This is a genomic window from Sandaracinus amylolyticus, assembly GCF_021631985.1.
Lineage (GTDB): Bacteria > Myxococcota_A > Polyangia > Polyangiales > Sandaracinaceae > Sandaracinus > Sandaracinus amylolyticus_A.
On the sequence record NZ_CP070225.1, the window covers coordinates 7898528 to 7914490 of the forward strand.

At 71.4% G+C, this 15963-nt stretch carries 11 protein-coding genes; 5 read left to right on the plus strand and 6 right to left on the minus strand.

Going from position 1 to position 15963, the window contains the following annotated elements:
* Nucleotides 1-19: 19 nt before the first annotated feature.
* From I5071_RS33380 to I5071_RS33390, 3 genes are all read right to left on the minus strand, one after another.
* Entirely contained in the window at nt 20-1687 is a 1668-nt protein-coding gene (locus I5071_RS33380) for an alpha-amylase family glycosyl hydrolase (RefSeq protein ID WP_236517330.1), read from the minus strand.
* A complete protein-coding gene (locus tag I5071_RS33385) occupies nt 1684-3489 on the minus strand; it encodes an acetate/propionate family kinase (RefSeq protein WP_236517331.1) in 1806 nt (601 codons plus the stop codon). Before I5071_RS33385 ends, I5071_RS33380 begins: the two co-directional genes overlap by 4 nt.
* 544 nt (nt 3490-4033) lie before the next feature.
* A complete protein-coding gene (locus I5071_RS33390) occupies nt 4034-4801 on the minus strand; it encodes a metallophosphoesterase family protein (RefSeq protein ID WP_236517332.1) in 768 nt (255 codons plus the stop codon).
* 110 nt (nt 4802-4911) lie between these two features.
* Here I5071_RS33390 and I5071_RS33395 point away from each other — a divergent pair, with 110 nt between their 5' ends.
* From I5071_RS33395 to I5071_RS33405, 3 genes are all read left to right on the plus strand, one after another.
* Nucleotides 4912-5724, plus strand: coding sequence for a nucleotidyltransferase (locus I5071_RS33395; protein WP_236517333.1), 813 nt, complete (start codon nt 4912-4914; stop codon nt 5722-5724).
* A 90-nt stretch (nt 5725-5814) separates the two neighbouring features.
* A complete protein-coding gene (locus tag I5071_RS33400; RefSeq protein ID WP_236517334.1) occupies nt 5815-6645 on the plus strand; it encodes a YdcF family protein in 831 nt (276 codons plus the stop codon).
* A complete protein-coding gene (locus I5071_RS33405; protein ID WP_236517335.1) occupies nt 6642-7046 on the plus strand; it encodes a hypothetical protein in 405 nt (134 codons plus the stop codon). The genes I5071_RS33400 and I5071_RS33405 overlap by 4 nt, the downstream gene beginning before the upstream one ends.
* A 408-nt stretch (nt 7047-7454) precedes the next feature.
* Here I5071_RS33405 and I5071_RS33410 read toward each other — a convergent pair whose 3' ends face one another.
* A complete protein-coding gene (locus I5071_RS33410) occupies nt 7455-9701 on the minus strand; it encodes an alpha-amylase family glycosyl hydrolase (RefSeq protein WP_236517336.1) in 2247 nt (748 codons plus the stop codon).
* Between the two features lie 248 nt (nt 9702-9949).
* Here I5071_RS33410 and I5071_RS33415 point away from each other — a divergent pair, with 248 nt between their 5' ends.
* On the plus strand, nt 9950-11419 hold the full coding sequence (locus I5071_RS33415; protein ID WP_236517337.1) for a hypothetical protein: 1470 nt from the start codon (nt 9950-9952) through the stop codon (nt 11417-11419).
* A gap of 53 nt (nt 11420-11472) precedes the next feature.
* Nucleotides 11473-13218, plus strand: a complete 1746-nt coding sequence (locus I5071_RS33420) for a glycoside hydrolase family 55 protein (protein ID WP_236517338.1) — start codon at nt 11473-11475, stop codon at nt 13216-13218.
* Here I5071_RS33420 and I5071_RS33425 read toward each other — a convergent pair.
* Together I5071_RS33425 and I5071_RS33430 are read right to left on the minus strand one after the other, a co-directional pair.
* A complete protein-coding gene (locus tag I5071_RS33425; RefSeq protein WP_236517339.1) occupies nt 13215-14372 on the minus strand; it encodes a DUF6183 family protein in 1158 nt (385 codons plus the stop codon). The genes I5071_RS33420 and I5071_RS33425 overlap by 4 nt on opposite strands.
* Nucleotides 14369-15934, minus strand: coding sequence for a hypothetical protein (locus I5071_RS33430; RefSeq protein ID WP_236517340.1), 1566 nt, complete (start codon nt 15932-15934; stop codon nt 14369-14371). The genes I5071_RS33425 and I5071_RS33430 overlap by 4 nt, the downstream gene beginning before the upstream one ends.
* Between the last annotated feature and the right edge of the window lie 29 nt (nt 15935-15963).

Below are 15963 nucleotides of genomic sequence, written 5' to 3' on the forward strand. Positions count from 1 at the left end.
GCCAGTCTGATTGGCACTCTCAAGGTGCGAAGAGAACCACCGATTCGCGAGGCGGGATCGCGATCTCCACCGTTCCGTCGGGCGCGACCTCGAACCTGAGCGCGCCGCCGAGGCGATCCTCGAGCACGGTGCCGGGCGAGAAGCTCGTCGCGACGCGCGCGCTCGACGTCTGCACGGGATGGGTGTTGAGCGCGACGAGCACGCGCTCGTCGTCGTGGGCGCGCTCCCACGCGAGCATCCCGGCGTCGGCGGGCGGCGACTCGAGCTCCATGCCTCCGACCTCGCTCGCGTAGCGCACCACCAGCGCGCCGCGACGCAGCGCGATCGAGCCACGGCGCAGCGCGGCGAGCCGCTGGATCAGCGCGAAGCTCGGGAGATCTTCGCGGAACCCCGACTCCCACATCACCTCGCGCGCCTCGTGGTGCGAGCGGCCGGAGAACTCCTGCTCGGTCCCGTAGTAGATGCCGGGGATCGAATCGAGCACGAACATCGCGACCAGCGCTTGATCGACGGCGAACGCGTCGGGCACCTCGGCGCGCACGCGCGGCAGATCGTGGTTGTCGGCGATGGTCACCCGCGCCTGCCACGGCGAGAGCCCGATGCCGAAGGGCTGCGGCACGTCGCGGAAGAGCGCGCGGTTCGTCTCGAGCGCGGCGCGCGCGGTGGAGGGCGGGGCGCCCCCGAGGATCACTCCGTCGATCAGCGTCATCTTCGCGGGGAAGTCGAAGCCCGCGTCGAGCGCGCCTTCCGCGGTGTGGCGCGCGATCTCCGCGCCGTCGGCCTCGTAGATCTCGCCGAGCAGGAAGAAGCGCCGCTTGCCGTGGGCGTCGAGGCGACGTCGCACTCCGTCGCAGAACGCCTGCCAGAACGGGAGCTCGACGTGGGGCACCGCGTCGATGCGGAAGCCGTCGACGTCGGTGACGAGCACCCAGTGCACGAACGTCTCGATCATCGCCTCGACGACGTCTTCGCGCGCGGTGTCGAGATCGCGCAGGCCGGTGGGGAAGTCACCGTAGCGGCGCTCTTCGTAGTCGCCGAGGTCGCCGATGCCGCGCCGATGGAAGTGCTCGCGGCCGAGCTCGACGATCGCGCCGTCCGCGGCGAAGACGCGCAGGGGCCCGTCGTGCCAGAGGATCGGCGCGTCGTATCCCTCGCGGCGATAGGGCGGCAGGTCCTCGTCGGGATCGATCGTGCCGTCGTGATCGAGGTCGTACCCGAACACCCGGCCCGCGTGGTTCGTGACGATGTCGACGATCACCACGATGTCGCGGGCGTGGGCGGCGGCGACCAGCGACTGCAGCTCTTCGAGCGTGCCGAAGCGCGGGTTGTGCGCGGTGAAGTCGCTCGCCCAGTAGCCGTGATAGCCGTCCTCGCTCTCGATGCGCGGCACGTTGGCGACGATCGGAGAGATCCAGATCGCGCTCATGCCGAGGCGAGCGACGTAGTCGAGGCGCTCCTCGACGCCGCGCCAGTCGCCGCCCTGCACCCGCGCGAGATCGCCGGGCACCGGTTCGATCCCGTCGGCGTCGTCGTTGCTCGGATCGCCGTTCTCGAAGCGATCGACGAGCACCTGGTAGATGACGCGATCACGCCAGTCGTCGACGTGGGTCGAGACGCGCGGAGTCGGATCGGGATCACACGCGGCGGCGCAGAGCGCGAGCAGCGCGACGGCAGATCGCTGGATCAACCCTCGCGCGGCTCCTGCACGCCCTCGAACGCGACGACGCTGTCGCTGGTGAGCCCCGCAGCGTTGGCCTCGTCGGTGTCGACGTGCATGTCGAGCGTGAACTCCGGGTGCACCCGCACGATCACGTCGCCCATCGTCATCTCGCGATCACCGTCGACGCGCACCTTGATGACGTCGCGATCCTGCACGCCGAAGTCGCGCGCTTCGTCGGGCGACATGTGCACGTGACGGTGCGCGAGGATCACGCCGCTGGGGATCTCCACCGAGCCCACGGGGCCGCGCAGCGTGAGGCCGGGCGTGCCCTCGAGCTTGCCCGACTCGCGCAGCGGCGGGCTCACGCCGAGCGTGATGGCGTCGGTGCGCGCCACCTCGACCTGGGTCTGCTTGCGCAGCGGGTTGATGATCGCGACGCGGCGGACCTCGCCCTTGGGGCCGACGAGATCGACGGTCTCCCGGGTGACGTACTGGCCGGGCTGGGTCACGTCGCGCTTCTTCGTGAGCTCGTAGCCCGGACCGAAGAGCGCGTCGCAGTCGGCGCGCGAGAGGTGCACGTGGCGCACGCTGACGCCGACCGGGATCGGACGGGCGCGCACGCTGCGGATGGTCGCGGTCGGACCGACCACGCAGCGCATCACCTCGCGCGCGATAATGCGCTCTTCGTCGGTGCGCACCACGAGCACCTTGGTGGGGGCGCGGGGCGCGGAGATCTCGACGATGCCGCCGTGATCGGCGGCGCGCTTCGCCTCGTTGGCGCGCTCGTCGAGGGCGACGCCCATGAAGATCAGGCCCTCGCAGACCTTGCTGCGCACGAGCGCGGAGTTCTCGCCGATGCCGCCGGTGAACACGATCGCGTCGGCGCCGCCGAGCGTCGCGGCGTACGCGCCGACGTACTTGCGGAGGCGGTGCACGAACACCTCGATCGCGAGGCGCGCCCGGGGATCGCCGGCTTCCGCGGCGTTCTGGATGTCGCGGAAGTCCGCGCCGATGCCCGAGAGACCGGCGAGCCCGGAGCGACGGTTGAGCAGCTCGTCGATGTCGCCCGCGGCCATGCCCTGCTTCGCGAGGAGCATCGGGATCGCGGGATCGAGATCGCCGGCGCGGGTGCCCATCACCAGGCCCTCGAGGGGCGTCATGCCCATCGAGGTCTCGACCGACACGCCGTGCTCGATCGCGCTGACGCTCGCGCCGCCGCCGAGGTGACAGGTGATGAGCTTGAGGCGCGAGAGATCGGTCCGGAGGTGCTCGGCGGCCGAGAGCGCCATGTACTGGTGGCTCGGGCCGTGGAAGCCGTAACGGCGGATGCCCTTCTCGAGATAGAGCTCGTGGGGGATCGCGTAGCTGTAGGCGTGCGGTGGGAGCTGCGCGTGGAACGCGGTGTCGAACACCGCGACGTGCGGGACCTGGGAGAAGACGGCGCGCGCGGCGCGGATGCCGGCGAGGTTCACCGGGTTGTGGAGCGGCGCGTAGGCGGCGCACTCCTCGATGATGCGCTCGGCGCGCTCGTCGACCGGCGTCGGGGTGACCAGCTGCTCGCCGCCGTGCACGACGCGATGACCGACCGCGGCGAGCGCGCTCGGATCGGGCAGCGGTCCGGCGTCGCGCGTGAGGTGCGCGAGGATCGCGCGCAGCGCGCCGGTGACGTCGCGTCCGTCGATGCGATCGCTGCCGCCCTCGTGGATGTGCGTGGCGTCCGCGGTGCCGACGCGCTCGACGCGCCCGGCGGCGAGGCGCGCCTCGGTGTCCATCTCGTAGAGGTTGTATTTGACGGAGGTCGATCCGACGTTGACGACCAGGACGCGCATGGCCGGGGATCATAGACGGATCGGCGTCGGCGGGGGGCGGGGGTGAGGGGGTCCGGCGCTCGGGTGATCGCGGCTGCCTTTCGATGGCCGGTGTGAGCGTCGGGTGGCGGAGGGTCGATCGCGGCGCGCGCGTTGCGCTCTGCCGCGCTCGACCTGATCAGCATGGGGTCGGCGTCGTGGGGCCCGCGCTCACGAGAGCGCCGGACCCCCTCACCCCCGCCCCGGTACGCTGGGTCTGCCGTCTCGAAAGGTGAGGGCTCGGAGAGCTCGCGACCGATCCGCGCTGTTCGCGCGGCTCGGACGCTCGCGAGTCGCAGCGCGCGGCAAAGCCGCGCGACTGGAGCCGATTGGTGGGAACGGCAGCGCGCGCCCACGCGCCGCGACTGGAGCCGATTGCGTCGGAAGCTCCGACTCCAATCGTCTCACTCCCTCCTGCCCCTCCTGCTCTCCTTAGCGGCAAGAACTCCTGCTCTCCTCTGCGAAGCTCCTGCTCTCCTCAGAGGCAAAAACTCCTGCTCTCCTCAGAGGCTGTGGGGGTGCGGGCTCAGCGCACGGTGGGCATCTCGTCGATGGGCTGGTGCAGGGGCTCGAGCTCGACGACGTGGAAGCCGGGGTGCTCGGCGTGGAGGCGGCGCATCAACGGGAGCGCGACGTTGTGGACCGGGATGCCGTTCTCGGTGCGCGACATCGGCGAGCCGTGGTGCGCATGGCCGTGGAACACGACGTCGACCGGGTACCGATGCAGCGGCTCCTCGAGGCGGCCGCAGCCGCAGTACGCGAAGATCTCCGGGGGCTCGCCCTCGACCGTTCCGCGCACCGGCGCGTAGTGCATGATCGCGATGCGACGCTCGGTGCGCAGGCGCTGCAGCGCCGCCTCGAGCTTCAGCGCTTCGTCGATCGCCTCCTGGACGAACGCCTTGATCATGCGCTCGCCCCACGGGCCGAGCGTGCCGCGGCCGAAGCCACCGACGAAGCCCTTCACGCCCGCGATGCCGATGCCGTGCACCTCGATCGCGTCGCCGTCGAGGATCTGCACGCCCGCGTCGGTGAGGATCTTCGTGATCTCCTGCTGCGCGCCGCCCTCGTAGTCGTGATTGCCGAGCACGCCCGCCATCGGCACGCGCGCGACCGCGAGCTCCTTCGCGAGGATGTGGGCCTCCTCGGGCGTGCCGTAGTCCGTGAGGTCGCCGCAGAGCAGCAACACGTCGGCGTGCTCGTTCACGCGCGAGAGCAGCGGCGCGATCGTGCCCGCGGAGGTCTTGCGGCAGTGCAGATCGCCGACCGCGGCGATGCGAATGGGGCGTTCCGTCATGGTCGACGTGCTCCGTGCGCCGCGGACCGGTGCAATGGATGCGCCGAGCTGCCCTCGACGGGCTGGCGCATCGATTGCTGTTCCAACGTTCCCCACGGAGGAGGAACCCGATGCGCCTCGCGTCCCGCGCCTCGCCCGAGCGTCCGCCCGAGGATCCCGAGCTCGCGTTCTACGCGAAGGTGATCCGCACCCTGAACCGCGCGCACGTGCCCTTCCTCGTCGCAGGCGCGGCCGTTCTGCAGCACCACACCGGGCTCTGTCGCGACACCAAGGATCTCGATCTCTTCATCCACGAGCGCGATCTCGAGCGCGCGCTGAGCACGCTCGAGGCGAACGGGCTCGAGACCGAGGTCGCGTTCCCGCACTGGCTCGCGAAGGCGCACGAGCACGGGAAGTTCGTCGATCTCATCTACAACTCCGGGAACGGCGCGACGCCGGTCGACGACCTCTGGTTCGAGCACGCGTCGCCGGGAACGCTGCTGGGCGAGCCGGTCTCGTTCTGCCCGGTCGAGGAGACCATCTGGTCGAAGTCGTTCGTGCAGGAGCGCGAGCGCTACGACGGAGCAGACGTCGCGCACCTGCTCGCGGCACGCGCGAAGGATCTCGACTGGAAGCGGCTGGTGTGGCGCTACGGACGCTTCTGGCGCGTCCTGCTCTCGCACCTGGTGCTCTTCGGCTTCATCTACCCCGACCTGGCGCGAAACGTCCCGGACGACGTGATGGACGAGCTGCTCGAGCGGCTGCGGGTGGAGAGGCAGATCGTCACGCGCGAGCGCTTGTGCCTCGGAACGTTGCTGTCGCGCGAGCAGTACCTGGTCGACATCGAAGCGGGCCGCCGTGACGGACGATTGCCGCCGACCGGTCGCATGCACGCGGTCGACGTCGCGGCGTGGACCGCGGCGATCCACCGGAAGGAAGAGTAGAGGACCGGGGGAACGGCCGGCGGGCGGGAACGTGCCGTCGGCGCAGGGAGCGTTCGTGCGCCCTGCCCTGCTCCGTGTCATGTCGCGGCCGTGTCCGTGTCGCCCGAGCCTTCGCTCCGCGTCGTGTTCGTGCAGCGCGGGTTGCCCGCCGCGAGCGCGGGCGCCCTGGCGTTCGTCGTCGGCGATCGGCTCGGGCTCGTGACGTTGCTCGGGGTGCGGCGGCTCCTCGACCTCGAGGACGCGTGGCTGCTCTTCGCGGCCGCGATCGTGAGCGGCGCGATCGCGATGACCCGCGCCCGCGTGCTGCCGTGGATCGGCGCCTGGGCGGTGCTCGCGCTCTACGTGCTGGTCGCGTTCACGCCGCTCTTCGACGCGCAGTACCGCGCGTGGCTGCTGGAAGAAACGCCGGGTCCGGCCGACGCGATCGTCGTGCTCTCGTCGGACGTGACCCGCGCAGGTCGTTTGAGCAGCAACGGTCTGTCGCGCCTGGTCGCCGGGCTCGCGCTCGCGCGCGACGGGCACGCGCCGCTCTTGGTGCGCACCGACCTCGGGCCCGGCCACGCCGACGACACCGGCGACGCGCGCGAGCTCGCGGAGGGCACGAGCGTGGAGATCGTGCGCGTGGGGCCGGTCGCGAGCACCCGCGACGAGGCGCTGCGCGTCGACGAGCTCGCGGCCGCGCGTCACCTGCGTCGCGTGATCGTGGTGACCGACGCGATGCACGAGCGCCGCGCCGCCGCGACGTTCCGCGCGATGGGCCTCGACGTGATCGCGGTGCCGGCGCCGGAGCGCGACTTCTCGATCCCACCGCGCGATCCCGACGATCGCGTGCGCGCGTTCGAGGAATGGATCACGGAGCGCGCGGCTTGGACGCTGTACGCGATGCGTGGATGGATCGACGAGGGAGACCAGGCACGATGATCGGCGCGATCGAGCTTCGCTGCGCGCACTACCTGCTCGCGGTCGGCGCGGAGGATCTCGAGCTCCACGACGACGGCACCTCGACGTGGCGCGCGCTCTTCGCGCTGCTCGCCGACGGAACGCGCGTGATCGTGCGCGGCTCGCTGGGTGAGCGCGAGATCGCGGAGCTGGGGACGCGCATCGACGAGCTGCTGCGAGGAGAGCGCGCGGCGGTGAGCTTCCTGACCGGCGACGGGACGCTCTACGTGGCGCTCGAGCGGCGCAAGGGCGACGAGCTGGGCCTCTTCGTACGGCTCGTGAGCGACGCGTCGCGAGGCGCGTACTCGTGCGCCGAGACGCGCGCATCACGGGCGCGGGTGGCGCAGCTCGCGCGCGACGCGCTCGGCTTCCCGTACGGTTGAGCCCCTCTCAGGAGATGCTCGACTCGAATCGGTCCGATGCGCGCCGATCCGAAGATTTTTTGAGGAGAGCAGGAGGGTTAGGAAGGCCACGGCGATCGGCCCGACGCTCGACTCGACTGGGCCCGATGCGCTCGATCGAGGTTTTTCTGAAGAGAGCACGAATCGAACGACAGCCAGGATGACTGGCCCGATCCTTCGAATCGCCCCGACTCGTTCGATGGCCTCGACTCGATGCAGCCGAGTCGTCAGCAGCAGATATCAGGAAGACACTCCGACGTGGTCTTCCTAACCCTCCTGCTCTCCTTAGAAAAATCCCCTGCTCCATAGCCAAGATGCGCACAGCGCATATCAGGAAGACCACGTCGACGTGGTCTTCCCGATCACTCCTGCTCTCCTGAGAAGGAGCTCCTAGGGGGAGGGCACGTAGATGCAGCTCGAGAGCGCCGGCACGCTGCCACCGGTGCAGTTGCCGAGCGCATCGACGTAGCCGCTCGCCGGCGGGGACCACGAGCGCGCGTCGCCGCGGTTGAGCACCACGTACACGTCCTCCGCGCCCGGATGGGTCACGCGGTACGCCCAGAAATTCGCGTCGACGAGCACGGTCTCGCGACGGCCGCGACGCAGCGCCTGGTGCTCGGCGCGCGCACGTCCCGCGCGCTGCGCGTTCTGCAGCGAGCGCTGCTCCTCCGCGCTCAGCCCGGTGAAGCGCATGAACGCGCGGTTGTCGGGGTCCTGCCCGCCGAGCGTGCCGATGTCGTCGCCCTGGTAGAGCATCGGGACGTTGTACGGCGACGTGAAGAGGAACGTCTGTGCGAGCCGCAGTCGCGCATATCCCTGCGCCGTCGCGCCGCCCGCTTCGGTCAGCGCGCGCCACTGGTCGTGGTTGCCGAAGAAGTTGCCCATGACCGCGCCGGGATAGCCGCCGACGCCGCCCATCGTGGGCTGGGGCGAGCGATATGCGCTGTCGTTCCCGATCGCGAAGCCCGCGAGGCTCTGCAGGTTGTCGCCGAACGTCAGCAGCGACGCCTTCGCGCGGTTGTAATACCCCTCGTCGACCTGGCCCTGCACCATGTCCTCGCGGACGTGGTAGCGCGCCCATCCGCCGAGCGACTCGCCGACCATGTAGAACGACGCGGGCTCGAACGGGCGCGCGTGATCGTGCACCGTCGTCTCGACCTGCTCGACGATCGCGGCGCGCAGCTCGCGCGTGAAGACGTCGTCCATGTGCTTCAGCGCGTCGGCGCGGAAGCCGTCGAAGTCGAACTCCTGGACCATCCAGATCGCGTGCGCGACCACCGCGTCGACGGCCGCGGGATTCCCGCCGTAGTCGACGTCGGGCATCAGCGACGTGAACCAGCACTCGACGCGAAGACGGTCCCAGTTGTCGTGGCACATCTCGTAGTCGAAGAACCACTCGGGGTGCCGCTCGTAGATGTTCGCCTCGAATTGCACGTGGTTCGCGACGAAGTCGGGAATCACGCGGATGCCTCGGGCGTGGGCCGCGTTCACCAGCTCGTGCAGCTCCTCGGGCGTGCCGAACGCAGGCTCGATCGGGTTCGGATACCCGTAGTCGTCGAGGTGCGTGTGGCCCGTCGCGATGGGGTGGTACGAGTGGTAGCTCGAGAACTTGCGGGTATCCGCGGGATCGACCGCGGGCTGCGAGCCGTGCGAGTTGAGGATGGGCGAGCTGATCCACAGCGCGTTGATGCCCATGTCGTCGAAGTAGCCGTCTTCGATGCGCTGGGTGATCCCCGCGAAGTCTCCGCCCTGCCACTGGCTGCGACGATCGGTGACCTGCGCGAGCGTGCCCGCGCTGTTGTCGATGTCGTTGCCGGGATCGCCGTTGGCGAAGCGGTCGGTGAAGATCTGGTAGACGATGCCGTCGGTCCACGAGAAGCCGGCGTAGCGATAGTCCTCGCCGATCCAGATCGGGAGGAAGAGCGGCGTGAGGTTCGCGCCGGTCGTCGTGCGCAGGCGCAGCAGGTAGCTGTACTTGTTGGGTGCGAGATCGCTGCGCGAGATCGTGAAGGTCTTCGTCTCGGCGTCGTAGGGCAGCTCCACGTCCGCGCCGTTGAGTCGGATCGTGCTTCCTGCGAGGTCGAGCGTCTGCGTGCCGACGTAGGTGATCACGACGTCGTAGCCATCCGCCGAGGTCTCGACGCGGTACTCGAGATCACCGACCCGACCTTCGACCGGTCCGGTCGGCACCACGTCGCACACCGAGACGACGCTGTTGAACGAGCCGAACGGATCGGGCTCGCGCACGTCGTTCGCGGGATCGAAGATCCACGTCGTCTCGTCGACGATGAACTTGTAGAGGTGACGCCCGACCGGCTCGACCAGGTGGGTCACGCTCCAGTGCCCGCTGCCGTCGTTCACCAGCTCGAGCGCGCCGGCCTCGGGCGTGCTCGGCCACGTGCCGCTCGCGTCGGCGAGGAAGCTGCCGCTGAGCCACACGCTCGTCGCGCCGGGACGATCGAGCGTGAACGTGATCTCGTTGCAAGGAGGAGGCGGCGGGCCGGCGTCCTCCTCGGGCATCGGGACCTCGCCGTCGCCGCACGACGCGTCACCGCTCTGCCCGCCGTCGCCCGCGCAGGATGGCCGGAACGACGGCCCTGGGGACCCATCGCGCCGGTAGCCTGGGCCAGCGTCCACGTCGAGCGTCCCGGGGTCGGACGCGCAGGCCGTCGCGACGAGCAGAAGTGAAGCGGTTACTGCGGTGAAACTGCGGCGCGGCATGGCGGAATCCTCCCGTCGTTCACGCGGGAGATCAAGACGTCACGCATCGATGGGTGTCGCACTGCCGTACATAGCTTCTAGCTATGGCTCCGATGGCAAATCGGTATGAGCGCTATGGGACGGCGATCGACAGTCTGACCAGCGACGAAGGAGGTCCGATTTCGATGCACCGACCCCTGCTCTTCGCTTCTCTCGTGCTCTCGCTGAGTGGCTGTTACGCGAGCGGCGATCGCGACCCAGCGCCCGCCCCCGCGCCCTCGGTCTCGCTCGATCTCGCGTGCGCCCCGGGCGCGCTCGACGTCGCGTGGGTGAGCGACGATCCCCCGCTGCACGGCAGCTTCCATCCCGTCTCGCTCGACGTCGCGCCGGGTGATGCGCTGCTGATGCGGCGCAGCGACTTCGGTCACGACGTGCTGCGCATGCGCGATGGATCGGCGATCGCGCTCACCAACGCGCCGCCCACCGACGCGGCGTGGGCGCGCGCGATCGAGGTCGATCCGACGACGCGCGAGGTGATCGTGCGCGAGCTCGCGACCGGCGCGGTCGTGCACACCATCCCGAGCGGCGCCGCCCCGCGCGAGGCCTGGTGGGGCGAGACGACCGCGCGGCTGAGCGACGACGGCGCGCGCGCCGTGGTGCTCGACTGCGATCAGTCCGGCGATCGCACGCGCGCGCACCTGCGCGGCATCGAGCTCGCGACCGGCGCGATCGTCGACGTGACGCTGCCGTTCGCGTGCAGCGAGCCCTGGCCGCGACACACCGAGCTCCGCGTGATCGCGGGGGGCACGGCGGCGCTCGTGATCGGGATGCGCGCGCACGGTCCGTCGTGGGTCGGCGAGGTGCGAACGCCCGGGAACGCGATCGCGCGGGTGGATCTGACGCGGGGCGGAGTGAGCACCGTGATCGCGGTGGGCGACGCGCGGCCCTCGCTCGACCTCGAGCTCGCATTCGACGTGCTCGGCACCGCGATCTCGGACGACGAGCGCGTGCTCGCGGTCACCGGGCGCGATGGCCTGCTGCGCCGCTTCGACACCACGACGCTCGGGATGATCGGCGAGCCGATCGAGGTCGGGATGGACATCGCGAACCCGATCACGTACCTGCCGAGCATCGAGTCGCCGGTCGCGCTCTCGCCGACCGGCGCGTGGCTCGCCCACGTCGACGCGGAGGGCGCGATCGTGGTGCGCGACGCGGCGAGCGGCGAGGTCGCGACGCGGCTCGCGCTGCCCTTCGAGGCGCGCGAGGACGTCGCGGCGCTCGGCCCGCCGGTCGCGATGGCGCTGCGCTTCGTCGACGACGGGCTGGTGGTCGCCGCGTCGAGCGGGGTCGCGCGCTTCGGGTGCGACGGCGAGGTCGCGCCGATCGTGCATCCGGGCGGCGAGCTGACGCTTCGTGCGAGCGCGCCCGAGGTGGTGCGCACCGGCGCGCCCGCGCGCTTCACGATCGACGTCGAGGGCGCGTCGCTGCCGGTGGTGCGCGCGGTGCGCATCGGCGAGAGCACGACCGGCGCGATCGGACGCGACGTCGAGGTGTGGATGCCGAGCCCGGGCGCGACGACGGTGGAGCTCGTGGTCGACGACGGAGCGCGCACCGCGCGCGCCGAGGCGCGGCTCGAGGTGTTGCCGAGCGAGTGAAGGCGCAGCGTCGGTGATTGACCCGATCGGAGACGGAGGGCCCACTGTCCCACGTGGCCCTCCGAATCCGTCCGGTCCTGGGTTGGCTCGCCATCGTCGTCACCCTGCTCGCCTGTGGCGACGACGACGGCACGACGAGCGAGCCCGACGCGAGCGCCCCCCGCGATGCGAGCACACAGGTCGACGCGTCGAGGCCCCTCGAGCCCGACGCGTCGATCGCGCTCGACGGCGCAGTGCCCGGCGACGACGACGGTGGAGGGATCGTCCCCGGACCGACGTTGCCGCCCTTCTGCGACGCGCTGCCGCCCGCCGATCGCAGCGGCACCTGGGAGTCGTCGCGCGTCTCCTACGACGACGAGGGGATGCTGCAGTACGCCAGCGATGCGCAGGGCAACCGCGTGCCGGACTTCGGCTACGCCGGCTATCACTACGGCGGCGTCGCGCTGCCCGAGCTGCCCGAGGTGGAGCGCGTCGGGCCGGGCGACGGCGACGACACCGCGCGCATCCAGGCCGCGATCGACGAGGTCGCGGATCGACCGCTCGCGGAGCGCGGCGCGGTGGTGCTCGAGGCGGGCACCTACGAGATCGCGGGCACGCTGCGGATCGAGGAGAGCGGCATCGTGCTGCGCGGCGCGGGCGACGGGAGCGACGCCGGGAGCAACACGATCCTCCGCGCGACCGGCGACAACCCGCACCAGCGCACCGTGATCGTCGTGGGCAGCAACGCATCGAGCGCGTGGTCGCGACTGCGCAGCGGGACCACCATCGACGTGACGACGCAGCGCGTGCTGGTCGGCGCTCGGACGATCGAGGTCGAGGACGCGTCGGGCTTCTCGGTGGGCGATCCCGTGGTGCTCCGCCGTCCTTCGACGTCGGCGTGGATCGGCGCGCTCGGGGGCGGCGGTGGATCGAGCGCGTGGACGCCGGGCGAGATCGATCTCGTGCACCAGCGCTACGTGCGAGCGATCGACGGGCGCAACGTGACGCTCGACGTGCCGGTGTTCGACACGCTCGATCGCGCCCACGGCGTCTCGACGCTCTCGGTGGTGGAGGGGCCCGACGTCGCGCGCGAGGTCGGCGTGGAGTCGCTGCGCATCGACATCCAGACCGCGGGCGGCGAGGACGAGAACCACGCGTGGAGCGCGATCGGCATCGTCGGCGCCGAGGACGCGTGGGTGCGCGACGTGACCGCGCTGCACTTCGGGTTCGCGGGCGTGCGCGTCACCGCGGCGACCCGGGTGACGGTGCGCGACGTGCGCGCGATCGAGCCGGTCGCGATCGTGACCGGATCGCGCATGTACAACTTCGCGGTGGAGCGCGGCGCGCAGCAGGTGCTCTTCGAAGACGTCGAGGCGCAGGGCGGTCGCCACAACTTCGTGTCGAACGGGATCGCCGAGGTCTCGGGCGTGGTGTTCCTGCGCGGTCGCTCGAGCGGCGCGCGCGCATCGAGCGAGGGCCATCGCCGCTGGTCGCAGGGGCTGCTCTTCGACTCGATCGTGGAGACCTCGCCCGCGACCCAGATCATCGTCGGGCTCTACAACCGCGGCGACTACGGGACGCTGCACGGCTGGTCGTCGGTGAACTCGGTGCTGTGGCGCTACGACGTGGGCGGGCGGCGCGCGGTCGTGCAGCGCCCGCCGCTCGGACAGAACTACGCGATCGGCACGATCGGCACGGTGACCGGCGACGGGCCGTTCGACGGCCCCGCGGGGTTCTTCGAGACCGGCGAGGGCACGCTGCTGCCGGGCTCGCTCTACGAAGCGCAGCTCTGCGATCGACTGCGCCGCGAGGCGCGTTAGTCGGCGGCGGTCCCGACCTTCAGCAGCAGCGTGCGCGCGTCGGCGCGGACGCACGCGATGCCGAAGTCCCAGCCTTCGTCCGCGTGGAGCCCGGTCACGCGGAACGAGGCCCACCGGCAGTCGACCGCAGCGTGTGCGATCTGCTCGAGGCCCGCGTCGGGCGGTGCGCCGCAGCCTTCGGCGAGCAGCCGCCACGCTCGCAGCCGCGAGCCCGCACCGAGACCGCCGCGATCGTAGGGACCTCCGCGCGCGATCGCCCCGAAGAGGGCGCGCAGCGCGCCCGATGCGGAGAGCTCGACGAGGTCGCGCACCGGCTGCCGTGACCGCGGCGCTCGTCGCACGAGGTCGGCCCATGCGAGCGCGATCACCTCGCGCGTCGGAGCGAGCGCGCCGTCCGCGATCGACCACGCGCCCGCGACGTCGGAGAGGATCGGCTCGCGCCAGGACGGTGGCACCTCGCGCGGCTCGAGCGGACTGCCGAGCACCACCGCGGTCGGCTCGCGCATCGTCGCGGGGAGCGCGACCGTCTCGATGGTGGTCGGTGGGCTCGCGCCCGCGAGCGACTCGGGCGCCGACCAGGTCCATCCGCCCGGCCATCCGTGCACGACGTCGTGAGGCCGGAGGACGTGATCACCGAGCCCGCGCTCCCAGTCGTAGAGGAAGAGCGGGAGCCTCGCGAGCGGGTGCGCGAGCGCGCGCCAGTAGGCGGCGATCACGGGATGGCGATCGAGCCGGATGCCGCCGACGACGAGCTCCTGGATCCAGCACGCGAGCACGTCCGCGGCGCATCCTCCGGTGATCGCCGCGAGGAGCACCTCGAGCGGCTGGAACATCGCGAGGTCGACGGCGCGCTCGGGGCCGCGACGCGCGCCGAGCGGGCGCGAGAGCAGCGCGAGGCAGGCACGCACATGCTCGATCCCCGGGCGCGTCGCGAGGAGCTGCGTGACGTCGTCGAGGAGATGCTGGCGGGCTTCGGTGCGCCACCGCAGCGATCGCGTCTCGAGGCGATCGCCCACCGCGAGCAGCGCGGCCGGGCCTCCCTGGTCGAAGAGCGCGCGCAGCCGATCTCGATGCGCGCTCGAGTCGTAGCGCGAGAAGCCCGCGACGAACGCGCCGACGAGCTCGTCCACGTCGTCGAGATCGTTGGAGCTCAAACGATCGACACCGCGATCGCGAACGACGTGATCACGAGCAGCGCGCCGATCGCGAGGCCGAGCCACGCGATCGACGGAAACACCGCGCGCACGCGATCGGTCGCGGCGCGCTGGGGATCGCCCCACACCGCGAGCGCACCCGGGGGCCACGGCGTGTGGGCGTCGCGCAGCGTCACGCCGCCGAGGCGCGCCCCGTTCGTCCGCAGCACGACCGGCGTGCCCTCGGGCAGCGCGGCGGGCAGCTCGGGATCGAGCGCGACCGCGCGGACGGGCGTGTCGGGGAGCGCGATGCGCAGCGCACCTCCGTCGGCCTCGATCCACGCGCCGCCGGCCGCGTGCACGCTGTCGCCGTCGACGCGAACGGGCGCGCTCCGCACCCGCAGCACGCCGTGGACGAGCTCGCCCTCGCGGCCCGGCTGCACGACCGCGAGCACCTCGCGCATCCGTGCCTGGGCGCCCCCGTTGCGCCCCGCGAACGCGAGGCCGAGCGCGCACGCGAGCACGAGCAGCGCGACGACCGAGACGGGCATCCGCTGCTCGAAGCGAGCCCCCATCGTGTCGTCGACGCGGTGCCCCTGGGTGTCGATCACGAGCTCGCACGACTCGTAGAAGTCGTCGTTGCCGAGCACGACCACGATCTCCTCGCGCCCGCCGCGCCGCACCCGGTAGGCCGAGGCGCGATCGATCGAGACGTAGGGGCCGGCGTAGTAACGCTCGGTCGGGCCGCCCACGCGCCCGACGTCGATCCACCGCCAGTCGTACGAGATGCGCACGTCGGTGCCGGGGACCATCCACGGCTCGCCGTACGTGGGCTCGCCGCCCTCCATCGCGCCGCGCGTGCGCAGCGGGAGCGGCGTGCTCAGCGCGAGCGCGATCGTCGCGATCACCATCCCCAGCGGCACGAGCACGAAGCCGCCGAGCCTCGAGAGCGCGCTCGCCATGCGCGCGGGATCGTCGAACGAGACGAGCGCGTCGTCGGCCGCGCGCGCGATCACGCGGAGGGCCCAGGGCGCGATCAAGATGTCGATCGCGACGCCCACCGGCAGCGCGAGCACCACGAAGACGTCGTCGACGAGCGCGCCGAGGATCGCGAGCGCGAACGGAAGCGCACCGAGCGCGCCCAGCATCGCGCCGAGACCGAGGGTGCGGCCCACCCCGAGGTGCGCGGCGGCGCGGACCGCGCGGAGCACGACCGCAGGCCCTTTGGTGCGCAGCACGAGCGAGGGCGCGAGCACGAACGGTGCGCAGAGCAGCGCCGAGGTCATCGGCGCGAGCAGCGTGACGATCTCGATCGCGAGATCGTCGTCACCGGCGAGCCGCTCGATCGGATCGACGATCGCGACGCCGAGCGCGACGCCGATCACGACCGCCGGCGCGAGCACGAGGATCGCCGTCCATCCGGCGCGGATCCGGCGCTCCTGCGCGTCGCCGCGCGGCAGCTCGTGGCCCCACGCGAGCAGCTCGCCCACCCCCGTCGCGAGGATCGGCAGGCCGACGAGGAACGGCGAGAACACCAGCCCGAGCGACGTCGCGAGCCACGCGGAGAACGGAGGCGAGCGCACGACACGAGGGTAGACGAGCCCTCGCGCGA